Origin of the sequence: Leifsonia sp. ZF2019 (assembly GCF_019924635.1) — a bacterium.
GTDB lineage: Bacteria > Actinomycetota > Actinomycetes > Actinomycetales > Microbacteriaceae > Leifsonia.
The window spans coordinates 860,885-875,674 of record NZ_CP065037.1; the positions used below are offsets into that span (position 1 = coordinate 860,885).

Here is a 14,790-nt window from a genome sequence, read left to right on the forward strand (position 1 = left end):
GGCGGTTCGGCGACCGCGGGGGAGGGCGGCAGGGCGCCGCTCGGCATCGTTTTCACTGGTCAGAAGCGACATCTCCGCCGGTCTCCTGGGTCGTAGCGGGAGCCTGATCGGAGGGCTCGATGTCTGATCGGTCTCACTCCTACGTGGCCAATCTCAGGCATTTGCGATCAATGAATCACTGGGATCTTGACTGTCGGCTCTTGAGTCGAAGTGTCAGTGTTGATGACAGTAATCCGGGTGCGCCGAACCGAAGCAAATTACCCGGTCAGAGGCGTGTTTGTCTGCCACGTTGCTGCCTTATTCAGGTTGTTTGCGCAGGTGAGGAGGCGCGGTAGTGGACTGAACGAGCGAATGCCGCTGACTGTAGACCGCGAGTTCTGCGGCCGGCTGTTCAGCAACTGGGATCGCGTATCTGTTGCGTTCACCCGCGCGGAGGCCATGCGTCGAGGAGCCCAGATCTTTCGTGGATACGAATTTCAGTGAACAGTGCTGTCTACCTGACAGCAAATCCCAAGCTGGGAAAAAGTGCTTGACCACGAGCGTGAAAAAACAGGCAAGTATCCATGAGCCTATTCACAGATAGGCCATCACTGAGTCTCCTGGTGAAGGCCGGTGGCGCTCGCCGCGCGAAATGTATGCGCTACCATCGGGCACCATTGACACGAAGGCATCCCAATTATGCAAAGGAGCATTGATGAGTCTGACGACGGAACAGAGCAACAAGCAATGGGCGTTTGAGCGAATGGGCTATCTCGTAATTCGCCAGGCTGTCTCGCCTGAGCTGGTCGCACTCTTGAAGTCGCGTATCGCCGAAGTACACCAAGCCCGGACAGAAGCGAGTAGGGAACATGTCCGGAAGCTTTACCGCATTTACGATGAGGCACCCGAGTTGTTCGAGAAGGTGTTCGAGTCTCCCAAGCTTCGTGAAGAGCTGATTAATATCCTTGGTCCCAACGTGGTCTACGTGAAGAACCGGCACAATCAGGCCGCACTGAACACCGGGGATCAGACGAACGTCGAATCCCGGCTGCACCGGGACATTCTCTATCCGACCCGAGGCGTTGTAACTGCGGCTCTCTACTTGGACGAGTCCACGGTCGAGAACGGCGCAACTGTCGTCATTCCTGGCTCGCATCGTCTGCCATTTGTTGGCGTGACCCAGATCGACCCACCCGGCGGAGGCACATGGATGGACGAGCATGGCGAGTATGCGGGGCTTTCCGCGCAAGCGCTCGCCGTTCCCATGCGAGCGGGTGACATCCTTCTTTTCGATGGATTGCTCTTCCACACCGTCGGAGCAAACCAGACCGAGGATCCTCGCACGAGCGTCATCATGGGGTTCAGAAGCGCTGACGAACTCGATGCAAATCCGGACACTGAAAGACAAAAGCTGATCGCAGGTGAATTCCTGTATCGCGGCAACAACTAGGCCGACGAGCGAATGGACGCAATCGATGTGGTAATCCTGGCCAACGGCCTCTCAACACGACTGGACTGCGAGCCACCGTACGCAAAGACGTTGACGGCTGTCGCGGAGCGGCCGATCTTGGATTGGCTTCTCTCGGACGTCCGAGACGTACCCGTCGTCGGCAAGATCAAACTATACGTTCGCCCGGGAGTGGACCTGCCTGAGATTCTGCAGCCGGTCCTCGACGGGGTCGAAGTACACAGGGCCGAACCTGCAGGATACTTTCGCGACGCGGTAGCAGCGCAGGCGCCGTTGACCAAGACCGTGATAATCGATTCCGATCTGTCTGTCCCTCCCGGCAGCGTGCGGAGTTTCATACTCAGCTTTGCCCTCAGCGAATGTGATCTGGCCCTCGGCTACCAGTACGTGGGAGACGAGACGCGCGGACGCGACATCTGGATACGAATCGATCCGTCCGGCACGGTTGGCGCGTTAGGGCGGGGCCTCCAGCCGACAGGCTTTGCGACAGTCGGCATATTCGGTTGGGGACGACGAGCGTACGATCGAGCAGTTGCGAACGTCGGCTCCGAACACAGCGTCACAAAGTTCCTCAGCGACGAAGTCTCAAAAGGATTGCGGGTGGTGCCAGTCCCGTTCGCGTCGGCAGTGAACGTGAACTCCGCAGATGATGTCAACCTCGCAAACGACCTACTTCTGCCTGTCATCGCCGAGGGAGGCGCCTGATGCATCTCACTGTGGTTTTCGGTCGTGTGGCAACTGGCAAATCGACACTCACCGACGCTCTAGAGAAGGTTCTTCCCGGGGTGGCCTACCGCAAGGATTCAATAAAGGAGCTCGGCTTTGAAATCCTCGGCGTGGGTGGTCGGCCCTTCTCGCAGGCTCTGGGACGACTCAGCATCGAGCTTTGTATCCGACAGGCGCTTTCGGCATTAAATAACGGTGTTTCCTGCCTCCTTGAGGGTAACTTCCGCTCGGAAACGATTGCGGATCTCATTGCCCGCGTTCCCCAAGACACCGCGTGTGTCCTCGTCCGGTGCGACGCCCCGGACGATGTGGTCCTTGACCGCTTCTCCGCGCGGAGGACGACCGGGTCGCGGCATCCCGGCCACGGCGACGATGAACTTGCGATTCAGTATCAGACCCACCTCCCGGAGGCCCCGGATTGGCCAGCTGGAACATACGAACGCCTCGACTACGTCGCCGGGCGCCACTCGATTGGCACAGTCGTTCGGGATGTTCGCCGCTTCGCCGGGCAAGGGCCAGCTCACGCGGGAACCACATGACGAGCCTCTCAGTGTGCATGCTTGCGCGGAATGAGGAAGACAACATCGGCAGGAGCCTGCAAACTACTGTCGATTTCGCCGACGAGGTGGTTGTGGTTGACAACGGGTCAACTGATGCCACGGCCGACGTTGCGACGTCGATGGGAGCGCGGGTCATCTATCGCCCCAACGCTCTGCTCGACGAGGGCCGCGAAGCGTATCTGCGCGCCGCCGCATGCGATTGGATCTTGGTGATCGATGCCGACGAGGTAATCACGAGCGCTGACGGCTTGAGACTGCGCGCCATTCTCGCGGCCACCCCAGCGGACGTGGCCGGCTATGCCCTGCCCCGACACGACTACTTAGGCGATGGCAGGTGGGCAAACGGGCGCCTCCTTCGGCTATTTCGACGTTCGCCTCGCGTTCACTATGAGGGGGGCTCTGTACATGCCACACCGTGGGCCGAGGTGAAAAGACTCGGACGCGTAGATGTGGAGAACTACGTTCCCATCCACCACCTCGACCTGCTCATCAACGGCTCGTCCCGCCGCAAACGCGACACTTATCGCATCGCGATGGAGAGGGCAATCGCCAAAGGTCAGGACACCGGGGCGTTTGCCGCGTATCTCGCGGCGGAATACGCGGCGCTCGGGAGCTACGACGAAGCGATCGCGGTGATGCAACCGGTGGTCGATTCGGAGCCCACCGCGCGCAACCTGGTCTTCACCGCGCAATTTCTAGCGAGGGCCGATCGCCTCGACGTTGCGGAAGGATTCGCTACCCGAGCGCTCGCCCTCGGACCTAGATTTCGAGAGCAAGCCACCACGGTGCTTTGTGAGGGGGCGATTGAGCGCGGGGATGTGCAACGAGCGCGTTCCCTGCTGGCTGAGTTGGCTGCTCAGGCGCCGAATTCGCCCAGCGTTCACCTCAACCTGGCCGCGGTCAGCGAATACGTGGGGTGCGACGATAGGACGGACCTCCATGTTGAGAACGCGGTTCGCCTGAATCCTTTACTGGACAACCCGCTCACATTCAGGCACGTAACCGGCCCTGCCTTGTACCGTCACCAGGACGCGATCCTCTCGATTGCTGAAGGGATTCTGGCTCGGCTCAAAGCCAGAATCATCACAGAATCATGAGGAAGCACCCGATAGTTTTACTGGCAACACAACTGCCCTGCGCCGGGGCCGCCTTGCTAACTGTGAACGCCGCGACCGTATTGATCTCAGCAGCAGTCCCAGTTGGAACCGTGATCGCAACCTCGAGCTTCATGGCCGAGCTTGCCGGCGGGGGATCTAATGCGAGTGCATGGCTCATAGCGGTTGGAGCTCTTCTCATCGTCCAGCAGCTAGCACTGTATGGCCAACGTCTTCTCACTGAGTTGACTGCTAGCCGGGTCGACAGCAGGCTTGTTGCAGCCGCGATTGACGTGCGCAGCACAGCGCAGCTTGACTCTGCTTTCGGCGACGCGACCGGGGTCGGCGCCGATGTCGCTGAGCAATTGCGAAACGGGTGGCAGTCACCCGGTCGCGGAGTTGCGGCCCTCTTCCCTCTGGCCATCCGTATGCTTCAGGGGCTGTTGCTCGCCGTGCTTGTACTCGTCGCCGGGCATCCGGCCGCCGCAATCCTTTCGGCCAGCGCAGCAATTTGCCTTCGTGTTGCGTACACACGTTCCCTGCATTCCCTCGTGAGAGGCACGAAACGGTTGGAGGCGCTTCGCAGGCGCCGTGACTACGTTCGACGATTCGCAGCCAACCCGAATGACGCAGCCGATGTTCTGGTTTTCGGAATGGGTGGTTTTCTCGCTGCCAAGGATCACGATCATGCAGAGCAGTATTCGCGCGCGCTGTGGAAGCTAAAGCGTGCAAGCACGATCAGACCGCTTCTCTTAGCGCTTCTGGCGGGATTGTGCTGCGTGGCATTGGCGCTGGCGACGGTGGCTTTGACTGTGGGCCCGACGCGAGCCGTATTGATCGGACTGCAGGGCGTGATCATGATCGGACGGTTGGGCCGCTACTACCCGGAGTGTGATGCGTACATCGAATATGGCGCGCAGTCCCTCATGCAGCTTCCGATCGGTGACTCCGACCGACCGCAACCTCACCGATCACGTGCGGCTCCGACAATACAGATGGTGGATATTTCGTTCACATACGCGGGCCGCAAGGAACCCGCTCTCAAGAACGTCAACCTGATCATCGAAGGGGGGAAGACCACAGCGATCGTGGGAGTCAACGGTGCAGGAAAGTCCACCCTCGCTGGAATCCTTACGGGTGCGCTGGTGCCAGACCAGGGTGTGCTTCGGGTTGACGGCGCCCTGGCCGGTTCTCCGCTTGAGGCGGCTTTCATTGGACAGTCATTCGTACAGTTGCCGGACACGTTGGAAGCGAACGTCACTTTGGGGCGTGAACCTGGTTCTGCCTTTGATGCGGCGGTAGACGCGTCCATGCAGCGTGATTCGCTTCACCCATCCGTACTTAGCGGAGCGAAGTACCTGGGCAACGGGTTTGCTAACGCGTTCGAACTGTCCGGCGGACAGTGGCAAAAAGTAGCCCTTGCACGAGCGCGATTTGCCGTAGAGACCGGTACCAAGCTTCTGGTTCTTGATGAGCCGACGGCCCGCCTCGACGCCACATCCGAAGTGAAGTTCTTGGACCAATTCGCAGAGCTTACTGGGAGCGTGACGACGGTCGTCATCTCTCACCGCTTCTCCACCGTTCGCCGCGCCGACCGAATTGTCGTGTTAGACGCCGGAACCGTCGTCGAGTCAGGTTCCCACGACGAGCTCGTTGCGCGGGACGGCCACTACGCCAGCTTGTACGCAGCTCAGACTTCGTCGCTTGCGAGCGGCAGCTGATGAGGGAAATCGGAACCCTCATACGAGAGGTGTGGAAAGCCGGACCGTCTCGATTCGCCGTCGGCACGGCGCTGCTTTTGGTTTCAGCGATCGCTCCCGTCATCGTCGCTACGTCTCTCAAGCGGCTAGTCGAGGCAACTCAAGCTGGAAACGCGATCCCGGTGACGCTTGCCGTCCTTGCGCTTGCTTCGGCATGGGCAGCGGAGATGGGATCTGGCCGGCTTGCGGAGGTGATGCATGAGCGCGTCGCCGACGCTGCCCATGACCGCCTTCACGCCCGACTGATTCGCGTGCTCACAGGACCGGTGGGTTTCGAGAGACGACAAAGCTCGTCATTCCAAGACAGCATTGATGTGACACGCGCAGGTTTCCGGGCCTTCTCGTTCGCTTGGTACGGGCTCCTGCAAAGCTGCACGCTCGTGGTGCAAATCCTGGCTAGCACGATGGTGCTCGTCATCGCAGCACCCGGACTGGCTTGGTTCCCGGTCTGCGCGGCACTCCCGGTTGCCGCAAGTGCAATCGCTGCACGGCTCATCGAGAAGGGCCGGCTCGCCGCAGCCACCGAGCGGCGCCGGGCGGTCGAGTTCATGCGCATCGCGTTCAGCGCTGAACACGCCTTTGAAGTGCGCGGGTTCGGTCTTGGCCCGCTCCTAAATCGTCGCTTCACGGTGTCTTGGAAGTCCTCATCGAGCGCTCAGATTCGAGGGTTGCGTTCGGCAGGTGCTCTAGAACTCGCTGCGACGATCCCTGTGGTCATCATCGGCATCGGCGTTCTTGCCAGTTTCGCGACTTCGGGAGGCACCTCTTTGGGTAACACCGTCTTGGTCGTGTCGTTGGTACTCCAGCTTGCTACACAGGCTTTGTCCGCTGGTCCGCTGGTCCGCGACCTATTTCAGGTATCTCAGGGACTCCGGCAACTCGCTGAGCTAGAACGAGTGAACACGGCAGACGCGGAAACGGCAGTCGCCGGAAGCCTGACATTACCCAATTCGCAGGTGGAGCTCACTGACATCGCCTACAGGTACCCGGGTGCTGATCACGACGCGCTACATGGGATCAACCTCTCATTGAGATCCGGCGAGATGATTGCGCTCGTCGGGGCCAATGGCGCAGGCAAGAGCACTCTTGTCGGCATTCTCTCCGGTCTCCTGATCCCGACGAACGGGACGATACATGCGCGCGCGGCGGACCGATTCGCCAGCACCGTCTTTCAGTCGTTCAGCCGACCGGGGTTTAGGCTCATCGAAGACGTCGCGGTATGCAGGTACCCGGATCTGGGCCGATATCGACATGCGATTGCCACGGCCGGGGCTGAAGGTTTCGAGTCGGCACTACCTAAGGGCGCAGAGACGTTTCTCGGCCGTGAGTATCGCCGGGGTGTCGACCTTTCCGGCGGACAGTGGCAACGAGTGGCGATCGCTCGAGCTACATACCATGACGCAGGAATTGCCGTATTTGACGAACCGGACTCGGCTCTGGACGCTCACGCGGAACGGGCGCTCTTCGAGCATATTTCGACGATGAGCACCTGGCGGGATGGAAGGCCAGCCACCCGGCTGCTCGTCACCCATCGGCTGACATCCGCGCCGGCTGCCGATCGCATTGTTCTTCTAGAACAGGGACGCGTCGTAGCGATCGGTACTCATCAAGAGCTCATCGCCGGTAACAGTGCATATAGGCAGATGTACGATACGCAGTCAGCGGCGTTTGGATTCGAGCAATGAGCCGCCCCTCACACTCGCCCGCGCCGGCCCGCGTCTTGTGGCAGTTCGCGATCTTCGCCGCGATCTTCGAGCTCGCGGTTTTCGTGACCTTCGCGCTCCTCGAGTCGGCTGGAATCGCACTGGTGGCGGTGGTCGTCAGCATCCCGTTGGCCATGCGGTTTGCCGACACACTCGATGTCAGGCTTGGGCAGCTGCTCGCGTCGACGCCGGACGATCTCGAAGCGCCGCTGCCTCGCAGCGAGTTGCGGGCGTGCGTGGCCTATCCGTTGATCGACCGACCTGATTCAGCGCCCGCGGACTTCTTCACCTCGATCGTCGACAACATCAAGTCCAACCCGCACCCGCTGGTCCAGCACGTGGTCGTTTTCGACCTAGTCGATTCGAACACCGAGTTGGATCAAGCCGACATCGATCGTCTCGTCGCGATCGAGGCGGCGTTCGAGAGCCACTGCCGAACCGAAGATCCGAACGCCGCGCTTCTAGTCCGAGCTCGTAAGTGGTCTGTTGGGGAAGGGCGCTGGATCGGTCCAGAACGCAAGCGGGGCAAGCTGGATCAGCTGATCGCCGAATTGGCCGATGGCAGGAGCCACGGCGAATACCTCTTGCGATCAGGAACGATTGAGCCTGCCGCAGTGATTGTCACCGTCGATGATGGGGCACGATTGCACCCGGGCGCTGTGGCGGAGATGGCCGACTTCCTGTTGCATCCCAGCAATAAGCCAGTCGTAGTCGATGGCGTAGTGGAGGCCGGGTTTGGGGCCGTTCAACCCGGGATGACTCAGAATGCGCGCCAGCTGGCGAAACCAAAGGCGGATGGCCGCTTTGCTCGATATGGAGTCGGTACTTTTGTCGGGCAGGGTGCGTTCAACGTTGACGCTTATGTCCAGACGCTGCGACACTCCATCCCGTCTGCGTCAGTCTTGAGTCACGACAAACTCGAGGGATACCACCTGCGCGCTGCTCGGTACCCGCGAGTTCTCATTCTCGACGCTCCTTCTCCTGGTCCGCGGGGGGTCGCGGTTCGAAACGAGCGGTGGGTGCGAGGGGACATCCAACTGCTGCCCTGGGCCGTTGGTTCCACGAGTAGGTCACGGACGCGGCTTCCACCCCTCTTCCGGTGGTGGTTGTGGAAGGACATCATCAAGACGTTCGAGCCGCTCAGTTCAGTTCTTCTTATGGTGATTGTCGTCACAACGCCGACAGCCTTCGCGGTTCAGGTCGCGGCCGCGGCCGTGGCCATGATCTCCTACAGGTCCGAAGTATTGCTCTTGCTGCTGCGCCCACGGTCGGGGGGCATCCGGAGCACAATTGCATCTGCCGCTGTGAAGTGGAGTGAAGCCCTTCTGCGGGCCGCAGAGAACATCGGAGCTTTGGTGACAGCCACAGTTCGGATGGCAACGAAGCGTCGACTCCTCGAATGGCGGCCGTCTGTTGTTACGGCTCGGGTGCCGATAAGGATTCTGTTTGCGCAGGCATTCGCTCTAGTCGCGGCAGTGACACTTTCCGTCGCCGAGTTTGGTCGCGGGAACGTCGTTGGCGGCATTGCGTTCGCGTGGTGGGCTTGCGTCGCTCTTGCCGGCGGTATCCGCACAACAAGTCGTTAGAACACTTGTGAGGGCCAGAGTGCGTGGTCATGGGAAGACCCACGGATCGGTGGCCACCCCCTACATGGAACTCGACCGCCGAGGCGCCGAGCTCCTCTTCCATGTTCTCACCGATACGTTCCTCACGCCCCCCTTGGGTCTCGACGGTTCGAGAATCGTTCCGCGCGACACGCCGACCTGTTCGACACGTCACTCCGAGGTGGCCGGAAAGCGCCTAGACGAGATTGCTGAGCCGGTTATGAAAACTCCACTCGCAAGTGGGTGATAACCCGTCCGGAAACGGCACCTGACCTGCGACAACGACACGACAGCGTGAGACAACTGTCGCCGGAGCTGAGACCTATCGATGTCGGTGGTGGGCCCTACGATGGGGGTTGAGGCGAAAAAGTTGGAAAACACTACATGTAGTGGAATGACAATCGTGTCATTAGGGTTATATAGTGGGTGAACACCGCGCGAAGCGGTGAAAAACGAGACTTCAGGGGAGGCCATCATGGACTACGAAAACGACAGCGTCGGCGGCTACGCGGTTCCCGTCGACCCGATGGACCTGCTGCAGTGCGACAGCTGCCAGTAGGCGCCGACCACACGTAAGAGGGAGCCCCGGCCTGATGCCGGGGCTCCCTTTTTGTCTGTCACCGTAGAATCGACGGGTGCCAGTGAATCCAGCTCTCCAGGGCCGTGCGTTCCCCCCGACCGCCCCCTATCTCGTGGGGCGTGAGAAGGTGCGCGAGTTCGCACGCGCCGTGTTCGCGACCGACCCCGCCTCCTTCGACCTCGATGCCGCGCGGGCCGCCGGTCACGACGACCTCGTCGCGCCGCCGACGTTCTCGATCGTCGTCCAGCAGCTGTCGCTCGATCAGCTGCTCGCCGACCCGGAGGCCGACATCGACTTCAGCCGGGTCGTCCACGGGGACCAGCGGTTCACGTTCTCGCGCCCCGTGGTCGCCGGCGACGAGCTGACCGGCACGCTCACGGTCACGGCCGTGAAATCGCTCGGCGCACACTCCATGGTCACCGCGGAGACGGTCATCAACGACGCGGCGGGCGAGCATGTCGTCACCTCCATCTCCACACTGGTCGTTCGAGGGGACGAGTCATGACCGCGCACACCTCCACCGCACCCGACTTCGCGTCCCTCTCCGTCGGCGACGTGGTCGCCGAGCGCGACTACGAGCTCAGCCGCGACTCCCTGGTCCGCTACGCAGGCGCGTCCGGCGACTTCAACTCCATCCATTACCGCGACGACATCGCCGCCTCGGTCGGACTCCCGGGCGTGATCGCGCACGGGATGCTCACCATGGGCCTCGCGGTGCAGCCGGTCGTCGACTGGGCCGGCGACCCGGCCCGCGTGGCCGACTACCAGGTGCGCTTCACGCGCCCGATCGTCGTCGACCCGGTCTCGGGCGCCACCGTCTCCGTCACCGCGAAGATCGGCCAGCTCGACGCGGAGGCGCAGACCGCCCGCGTCGACCTGACCACGACGTTCAACGGGGAGACCGTGCTCGGCAAGGCACAGGTGCGGGTCTCGCTGGCATGACCGATCCCCAGCCGACCGCACCGTCGGCCTTGGCGCTCTCGGAGCTGACCACGATGCGGGTCGGCGGTGCGCCGTCGCGCCTGCTCGCACCGGGCGACCGCGATGCGCTCGTAGCCGCCGCGCTCGACACCTGGGTGAGCGGTGACGACTGGCTGCTCCTCGGCGGCGGGTCCAACACGATCGCGAGCGACGACGGGTTCGACGGCACCGTCCTCCGTATCGTCACGCGCGGTGTGGAGCGCCTTCCCGCCCCGGACGGACTGGTGCGGCTGCGAGTGCAGGCGGGGGAGCCGTGGGACGACCTGGTGGCGCTCACCGTCCGCAACGGCTGGTCCGGAATCGAGGCACTCTCGGGCATCCCCGGTTCGACCGGCGCGGCGCCGGTGCAGAACATCGGCGCGTACGGTCAGGAGATCGAGTCCGCGCTCCTCGGCGTCGAGTTCCTGGACTACGAATCCGGCGAAGTGCGAACCCTCACGAAACCGGAGCTCGGCCTCGGTTATCGCATGTCGGTGCTCAAGGGGGGCCTCCAGGGGGTCGTCCTCTCCGTGGATCTCCAGCTGATCGACGGCACCGTCCCCGGCGGTGTCGGAGCCCCGCAGAGCGCGCCGGTCGCGTACGCCCAGCTCGCCGACGCCCTCGGCGTCCCGCTCGGCTCCCGCGTCCCGATCGCGGAGCTGCGTCGCGCAGTGCTCTCCCTCCGCTCGTCGAAGGGCATGGTCCTCGATCCGGCCGACCCGGATTCGGTCAGCGCGGGCAGCTTCTTCACCAACCCCATCGTGTCGGAGAGCTTCGCGCGGTCGCTGCCGGCGTCGGCGCCGCGCTGGCCGGTGACCCCGCCGGAGCCGGATGCGGTCATCGGGCTCCGACCCGGCGGCGTGCATCCTCTCGACATCCCGCCGCTGGCCGACGGCCCGTACGACGTGAAGCTCTCCGCCGCGTGGCTCATCGAGAACGCCGGCATCCGCCGCGGCTTCGCCCTGCCGGGCTCCGGCGCTGCCATCTCCTCGAAGCACACGCTCGCGATCGTCAACCGCGGTGGAGGAACGGCCCGGGACGTCGTCCAGCTCGCGTCGTTCATCCAGGCCCGGGTGCAGTCCGACTTCGGCGTCCTGCTCCGGCCGGAGCCGATCCTCGTCGGGCTCGTGCTGTAAGCGCTCCCATGGCACTCTCTGAGAGTTCTCACACGCAGACTTCGTAGGCTCTTCGTCGTACGGCGCACCCGCAGAGCCGTCGATCGAAGGGGCACGACCATGGGATTCCTCGACCGCCTTCTCGGACGTGAAGAGCCGCGCCCTCTGCCGCCGCAGACGCCCGCCGCGCAGACGGCGTCGGAAACCGCGCCGCAGGCCGCCCGCAGCGAGGACGAGATCGCCGTCGAGCGTTACCGTTATCTGCTGCGCACCGCCCCGCCGGAGACGATCGAACAGGTGCACGAGGAGGCGTTCACGAAGCTCACGTCGGAGCAGCGCCGACTGTTGTTCCAGCAGCTGAGCGAGAACGCGCCGGCCGGCGAGCAGCCGCGCGGCGACGACCCGCGCTCGCTCGCTCAGGCCGCCACGCGCTCGGAGCTGCGTCAGCCCGGCACCCTCGAACGATCGCTCGGCGGTCGCGCCGGTGGCGGAATGGGCCTCGGCGGGATGTTCGCCACCTCCCTCCTCGGAAGCGTCGCCGGCTACGTCATCGGATCGGCTCTGGTCAGCGCTTTCCTTCCGTCGCCCCTCGACAGCCAGGCGGGCGCGGACGGCTCCGGTGCCGAACCGTCCGGTGCCGATCCGTCCGGCGACGGCGGCCCGGGATCGACCGAGACTGCCGGAGCCGAGACGTCGAGTGCCGACGCCGGCGGCGACGCCGGTGGCTGGGGCGACGGCGGCGGCTGGGGCGATAGCGGAGGCGGCTGGGGAGACTTCGGCGGGGGAGACTTCGGCGGAGGCGACTTCGGCGGAGGCGACTTCATCTAGCGCGCCAGCGCCGAGGCCACTCCTGCGATCCGGTCGCCGGATTCGACTCTGCGCGTCCTCACCCACGGAGCGCGGCGGCGAACGGCAGGACGGCGGAGGCCCCGGCCTCGAGGAGCGCACGGCCGGCGACCGTGATCGTCCACCGGCTGTCGACCAGGTCGTCGACCAGGAGGACGGGCCGCCCGGCCGGGATGTCGAGCCCGTCTGCGCCGAAGCGGTCCCACACGGCGGCGAGGCGGAATGCGCTGTTCCCGCCGGGATCGCCGGTCGGTCCTCCGCCGTGGAGCGTCAGCGAGCCGAGGAAGGGGAGCCGGCCGGCGTCCGCGAAGCCGCGGGCGAGTGACTCGACGAACCGCGGCCGGCGGCGGGAGGGCATGGCGACGACGGTGACCGGTCGTTCCTCCCATCCCCAGTCGGCGAGGACGCGGATGCAGGCGCCGAGCAGCTCGGGCGGGCACACCGCATCCGGTGCCTGAGGTGCCAGCACGTCACGCAACCTGTTGCCCCATCCAAGGTCCGTGAGCCGGGCGAGCGCGCGACCGGGTGCGAGCTGCTCGGCGGGCGCGATCCGGCCTCGCATCGCGACCCCCAACCGATCCGCGCCGGTCGGCCAGAGCTTGCGCGGTTCGATCTCCACGCCGACGCGGTCCAGCATCGCGGAGACCGTGCCGGACGCGTCAGCGGCGATGGCGTCCGGGTACCAGGCTCCCGCACAGTTGTCACAGCGGCCGCAGGGAGCAGCGGCAGGGTCGTCCAGTGCCTCCTGCAGGAACTGCATGCGGCAGGCAGCGGTCCGCTCGTACTCGAGCATCGCCTGCTGCTCCGATTCACGGGCGGCGGCGATGCGCTCGTACCGCTCCCGGTCGTACACCCACGGACGCCCGGTGGAAACCCATCCTCCGGACACGCGCCGTACGGCCCCGTCAACGTCGAGGACCTTCAACAGGAGCTCCAGCGTCGACGCCTTGAGGTCGACGCGGCTCTCGAGCGCCCGCGTCGACTGCGCCTCGTGCGACAGTGCGTCGAGCACGGCCGCCGCCTTCTCCTCCGATGGCATCGAGGCGGTGGCGAAGTACTGCCAGATGGCGCGATCCTCAGGGCCGGGGAGCAGCAGCACGTCCGCGTTGTCCGTCGCCCGGCCCGCGCGGCCCACCTGCTGGTAGTAGGCGACGGGAGAGGACGGCGCGCCCAGATGGACGACGAAACCGAGATCGGGCTTGTCGAAGCCCATGCCGAGAGCGCTCGTGGCCACGAGCACCTTCACCTCGTTACGCTTCAGCCGGCCTTCGAGGTCCTCTCGCTCCGCCGTATCCGTCTGCCCGGTATACGCGTACGCCTCGAAGCCGGCCGTGCGGAGCACCCGTGCGGTGTCCTCCGCCGCCGCGATGGTCAGTGTGTAGACGATCCCGCTGCCGGGCAGGCCCCCCAGATTGCTCGCAAGCCACGCCAGCCGGGCGGTCGCGTCCTCCAGGGTCAGGACCCCGAGCCGAAGCGAACGTCGTGCGAGCGGCCCGCGGATGGTCAGCACCTCCGCCTGGTCGTCGCCCGCTCCCATCTGCTCGACGACATCGGCGACCACCCGTTCGTTCGCGGTGGCGGTCGTGGCGAGGACGGGCACACCGTTCGGTAGCGCCACGATCAGCTCCCGGAGGCGCCGGTAGTCGGGGCGGAAGTCATGGCCCCAATCCGAGATGCAATGCGCCTCGTCGACGACCAGGAGCCCGCTGCGCGCGATCAGGTCGGGGAGATGCTGGTCGCGGAAATCCGGATTGTTGAGCCGCTCCGGCGAGACGAGCAGCACGTCCACGGAGTCCTCGCGGAGCCGTGCGGCCACGTCGTCCCACTCGTGCCGATTCGCGGAGTTGATGGTCACCGCGCGCACCCCGGCCCGCTCGGCGGCGGCCACCTGGTCGCGCATGAGCGCGAGCAGCGGGGACACCAGGATCGTGGGGCCCGCGCCACGCTGCCGCAGGAGCATCGTGGCCACGAAGTACACCGCGGATTTGCCCCAGCCCGTGCGCTGCACGACGAGCGCCCGTCGCCGCTCGTCGACGAGGGCGGCGATCGCCTCGTACTGTCCCGAATGGAAGTCCGCGTCGTCGCGACCGACGAGGGCTCGGAGGCTGGCGACGGCGAGGTCTCTGGTGGTGCTCATGCAGCCATCGTTCCAGAGGCGGCCGACGGCCGGACGGCGGGCGCGTGGATCCGTGGAGAAGGCGAGCGGACCTCCGTCTGTGCAGAACGATGCGCCGGACGCGCCCGCGGCGCAGCGTCCACGGGCTCAGCCGTCCGTGCGGATCCAGCGGCAGACGATCAGTCCCGCGATCTCGACGTCCACTTCGCGCAACGCCTCGAACGAGCTGCACGTCGTACGGAGACCCCGGACGGAGACCGCCCGCCGGGGAGGTGTCAG

At 64.4% G+C, this 14,790-nt stretch carries 12 protein-coding genes; 11 read left to right on the forward strand and 1 reads right to left on the reverse strand.

What is annotated here, in order from left to right; all coding sequences use genetic code 11:
- Nucleotides 1-694 precede the first annotated feature (694 nt).
- The 11 genes from IT072_RS04410 to IT072_RS04460 all read left to right on the forward strand — a co-directional run bounded on the left by IT072_RS04410 (nt 695) and on the right by IT072_RS04460 (nt 12,377).
- Entirely contained in the window at nt 695-1,429 is a 735-nt protein-coding gene (locus tag IT072_RS04410; protein WP_223359686.1) for a phytanoyl-CoA dioxygenase family protein, read from the forward strand.
- 12 nt (nt 1,430-1,441) lie between these two features.
- Nucleotides 1,442-2,152, forward strand: a complete 711-nt coding sequence (locus tag IT072_RS04415) for a hypothetical protein (RefSeq protein WP_223359687.1) — start codon at nt 1,442-1,444, stop codon at nt 2,150-2,152.
- Nucleotides 2,152-2,712 carry an AAA family ATPase gene (locus IT072_RS04420; RefSeq protein WP_223359689.1) on the forward strand — a complete coding sequence of 187 codons (561 nt, stop codon included), beginning with the start codon at nt 2,152-2,154 and terminating at the stop codon, nt 2,710-2,712. Before IT072_RS04415 ends, IT072_RS04420 begins: the two co-directional genes overlap by 1 nt.
- Nucleotides 2,709-3,830: a glycosyltransferase family 2 protein gene (locus IT072_RS04425; protein WP_223359691.1), complete on the forward strand. Its 1,122-nt coding sequence runs from the start codon at nt 2,709-2,711 to the stop codon at nt 3,828-3,830. Before IT072_RS04420 ends, IT072_RS04425 begins: the two co-directional genes overlap by 4 nt.
- A gap of 110 nt (nt 3,831-3,940) precedes the next feature.
- Nucleotides 3,941-5,548: an ATP-binding cassette domain-containing protein gene (locus IT072_RS04430; protein ID WP_223359694.1), complete on the forward strand. Its 1,608-nt coding sequence runs from the start codon at nt 3,941-3,943 to the stop codon at nt 5,546-5,548.
- Nucleotides 5,548-7,272 (forward strand): ATP-binding cassette domain-containing protein, encoded by a 1,725-nt coding sequence (locus tag IT072_RS04435; RefSeq protein ID WP_223359696.1) that lies wholly within the window; start codon nt 5,548-5,550, stop codon nt 7,270-7,272. The genes IT072_RS04430 and IT072_RS04435 overlap by 1 nt, the downstream gene beginning before the upstream one ends.
- The gene (locus IT072_RS04440) at nt 7,269-8,876 is read left to right on the forward strand and encodes a hypothetical protein (protein WP_223359698.1); all 1,608 of its coding nucleotides are present in this window, start codon (nt 7,269-7,271) and stop codon (nt 8,874-8,876) included. Before IT072_RS04435 ends, IT072_RS04440 begins: the two co-directional genes overlap by 4 nt.
- A gap of 653 nt (nt 8,877-9,529) precedes the next feature.
- Entirely contained in the window at nt 9,530-9,979 is a 450-nt protein-coding gene (locus IT072_RS04445; RefSeq protein WP_223359700.1) for a MaoC family dehydratase N-terminal domain-containing protein, read from the forward strand.
- Nucleotides 9,976-10,416, forward strand: coding sequence for a MaoC family dehydratase (locus IT072_RS04450; RefSeq protein ID WP_223359701.1), 441 nt, complete (start codon nt 9,976-9,978; stop codon nt 10,414-10,416). The genes IT072_RS04445 and IT072_RS04450 overlap by 4 nt, the downstream gene beginning before the upstream one ends.
- A complete protein-coding gene (locus IT072_RS04455) occupies nt 10,413-11,570 on the forward strand; it encodes a UDP-N-acetylmuramate dehydrogenase (protein WP_223359703.1) in 1,158 nt (385 codons plus the stop codon). Before IT072_RS04450 ends, IT072_RS04455 begins: the two co-directional genes overlap by 4 nt.
- 99 nt (nt 11,571-11,669) lie before the next feature.
- Entirely contained in the window at nt 11,670-12,377 is a 708-nt protein-coding gene (locus IT072_RS04460; protein ID WP_223359705.1) for a hypothetical protein, read from the forward strand.
- A 58-nt stretch (nt 12,378-12,435) separates the two neighbouring features.
- Here IT072_RS04460 and IT072_RS04465 read toward each other — a convergent pair whose 3' ends face one another.
- The gene (locus IT072_RS04465) at nt 12,436-14,532 is read right to left on the reverse strand and encodes a RecQ family ATP-dependent DNA helicase (protein WP_223359707.1); all 2,097 of its coding nucleotides are present in this window, start codon (nt 14,530-14,532) and stop codon (nt 12,436-12,438) included.
- Nucleotides 14,533-14,790 lie beyond the last annotated feature (258 nt).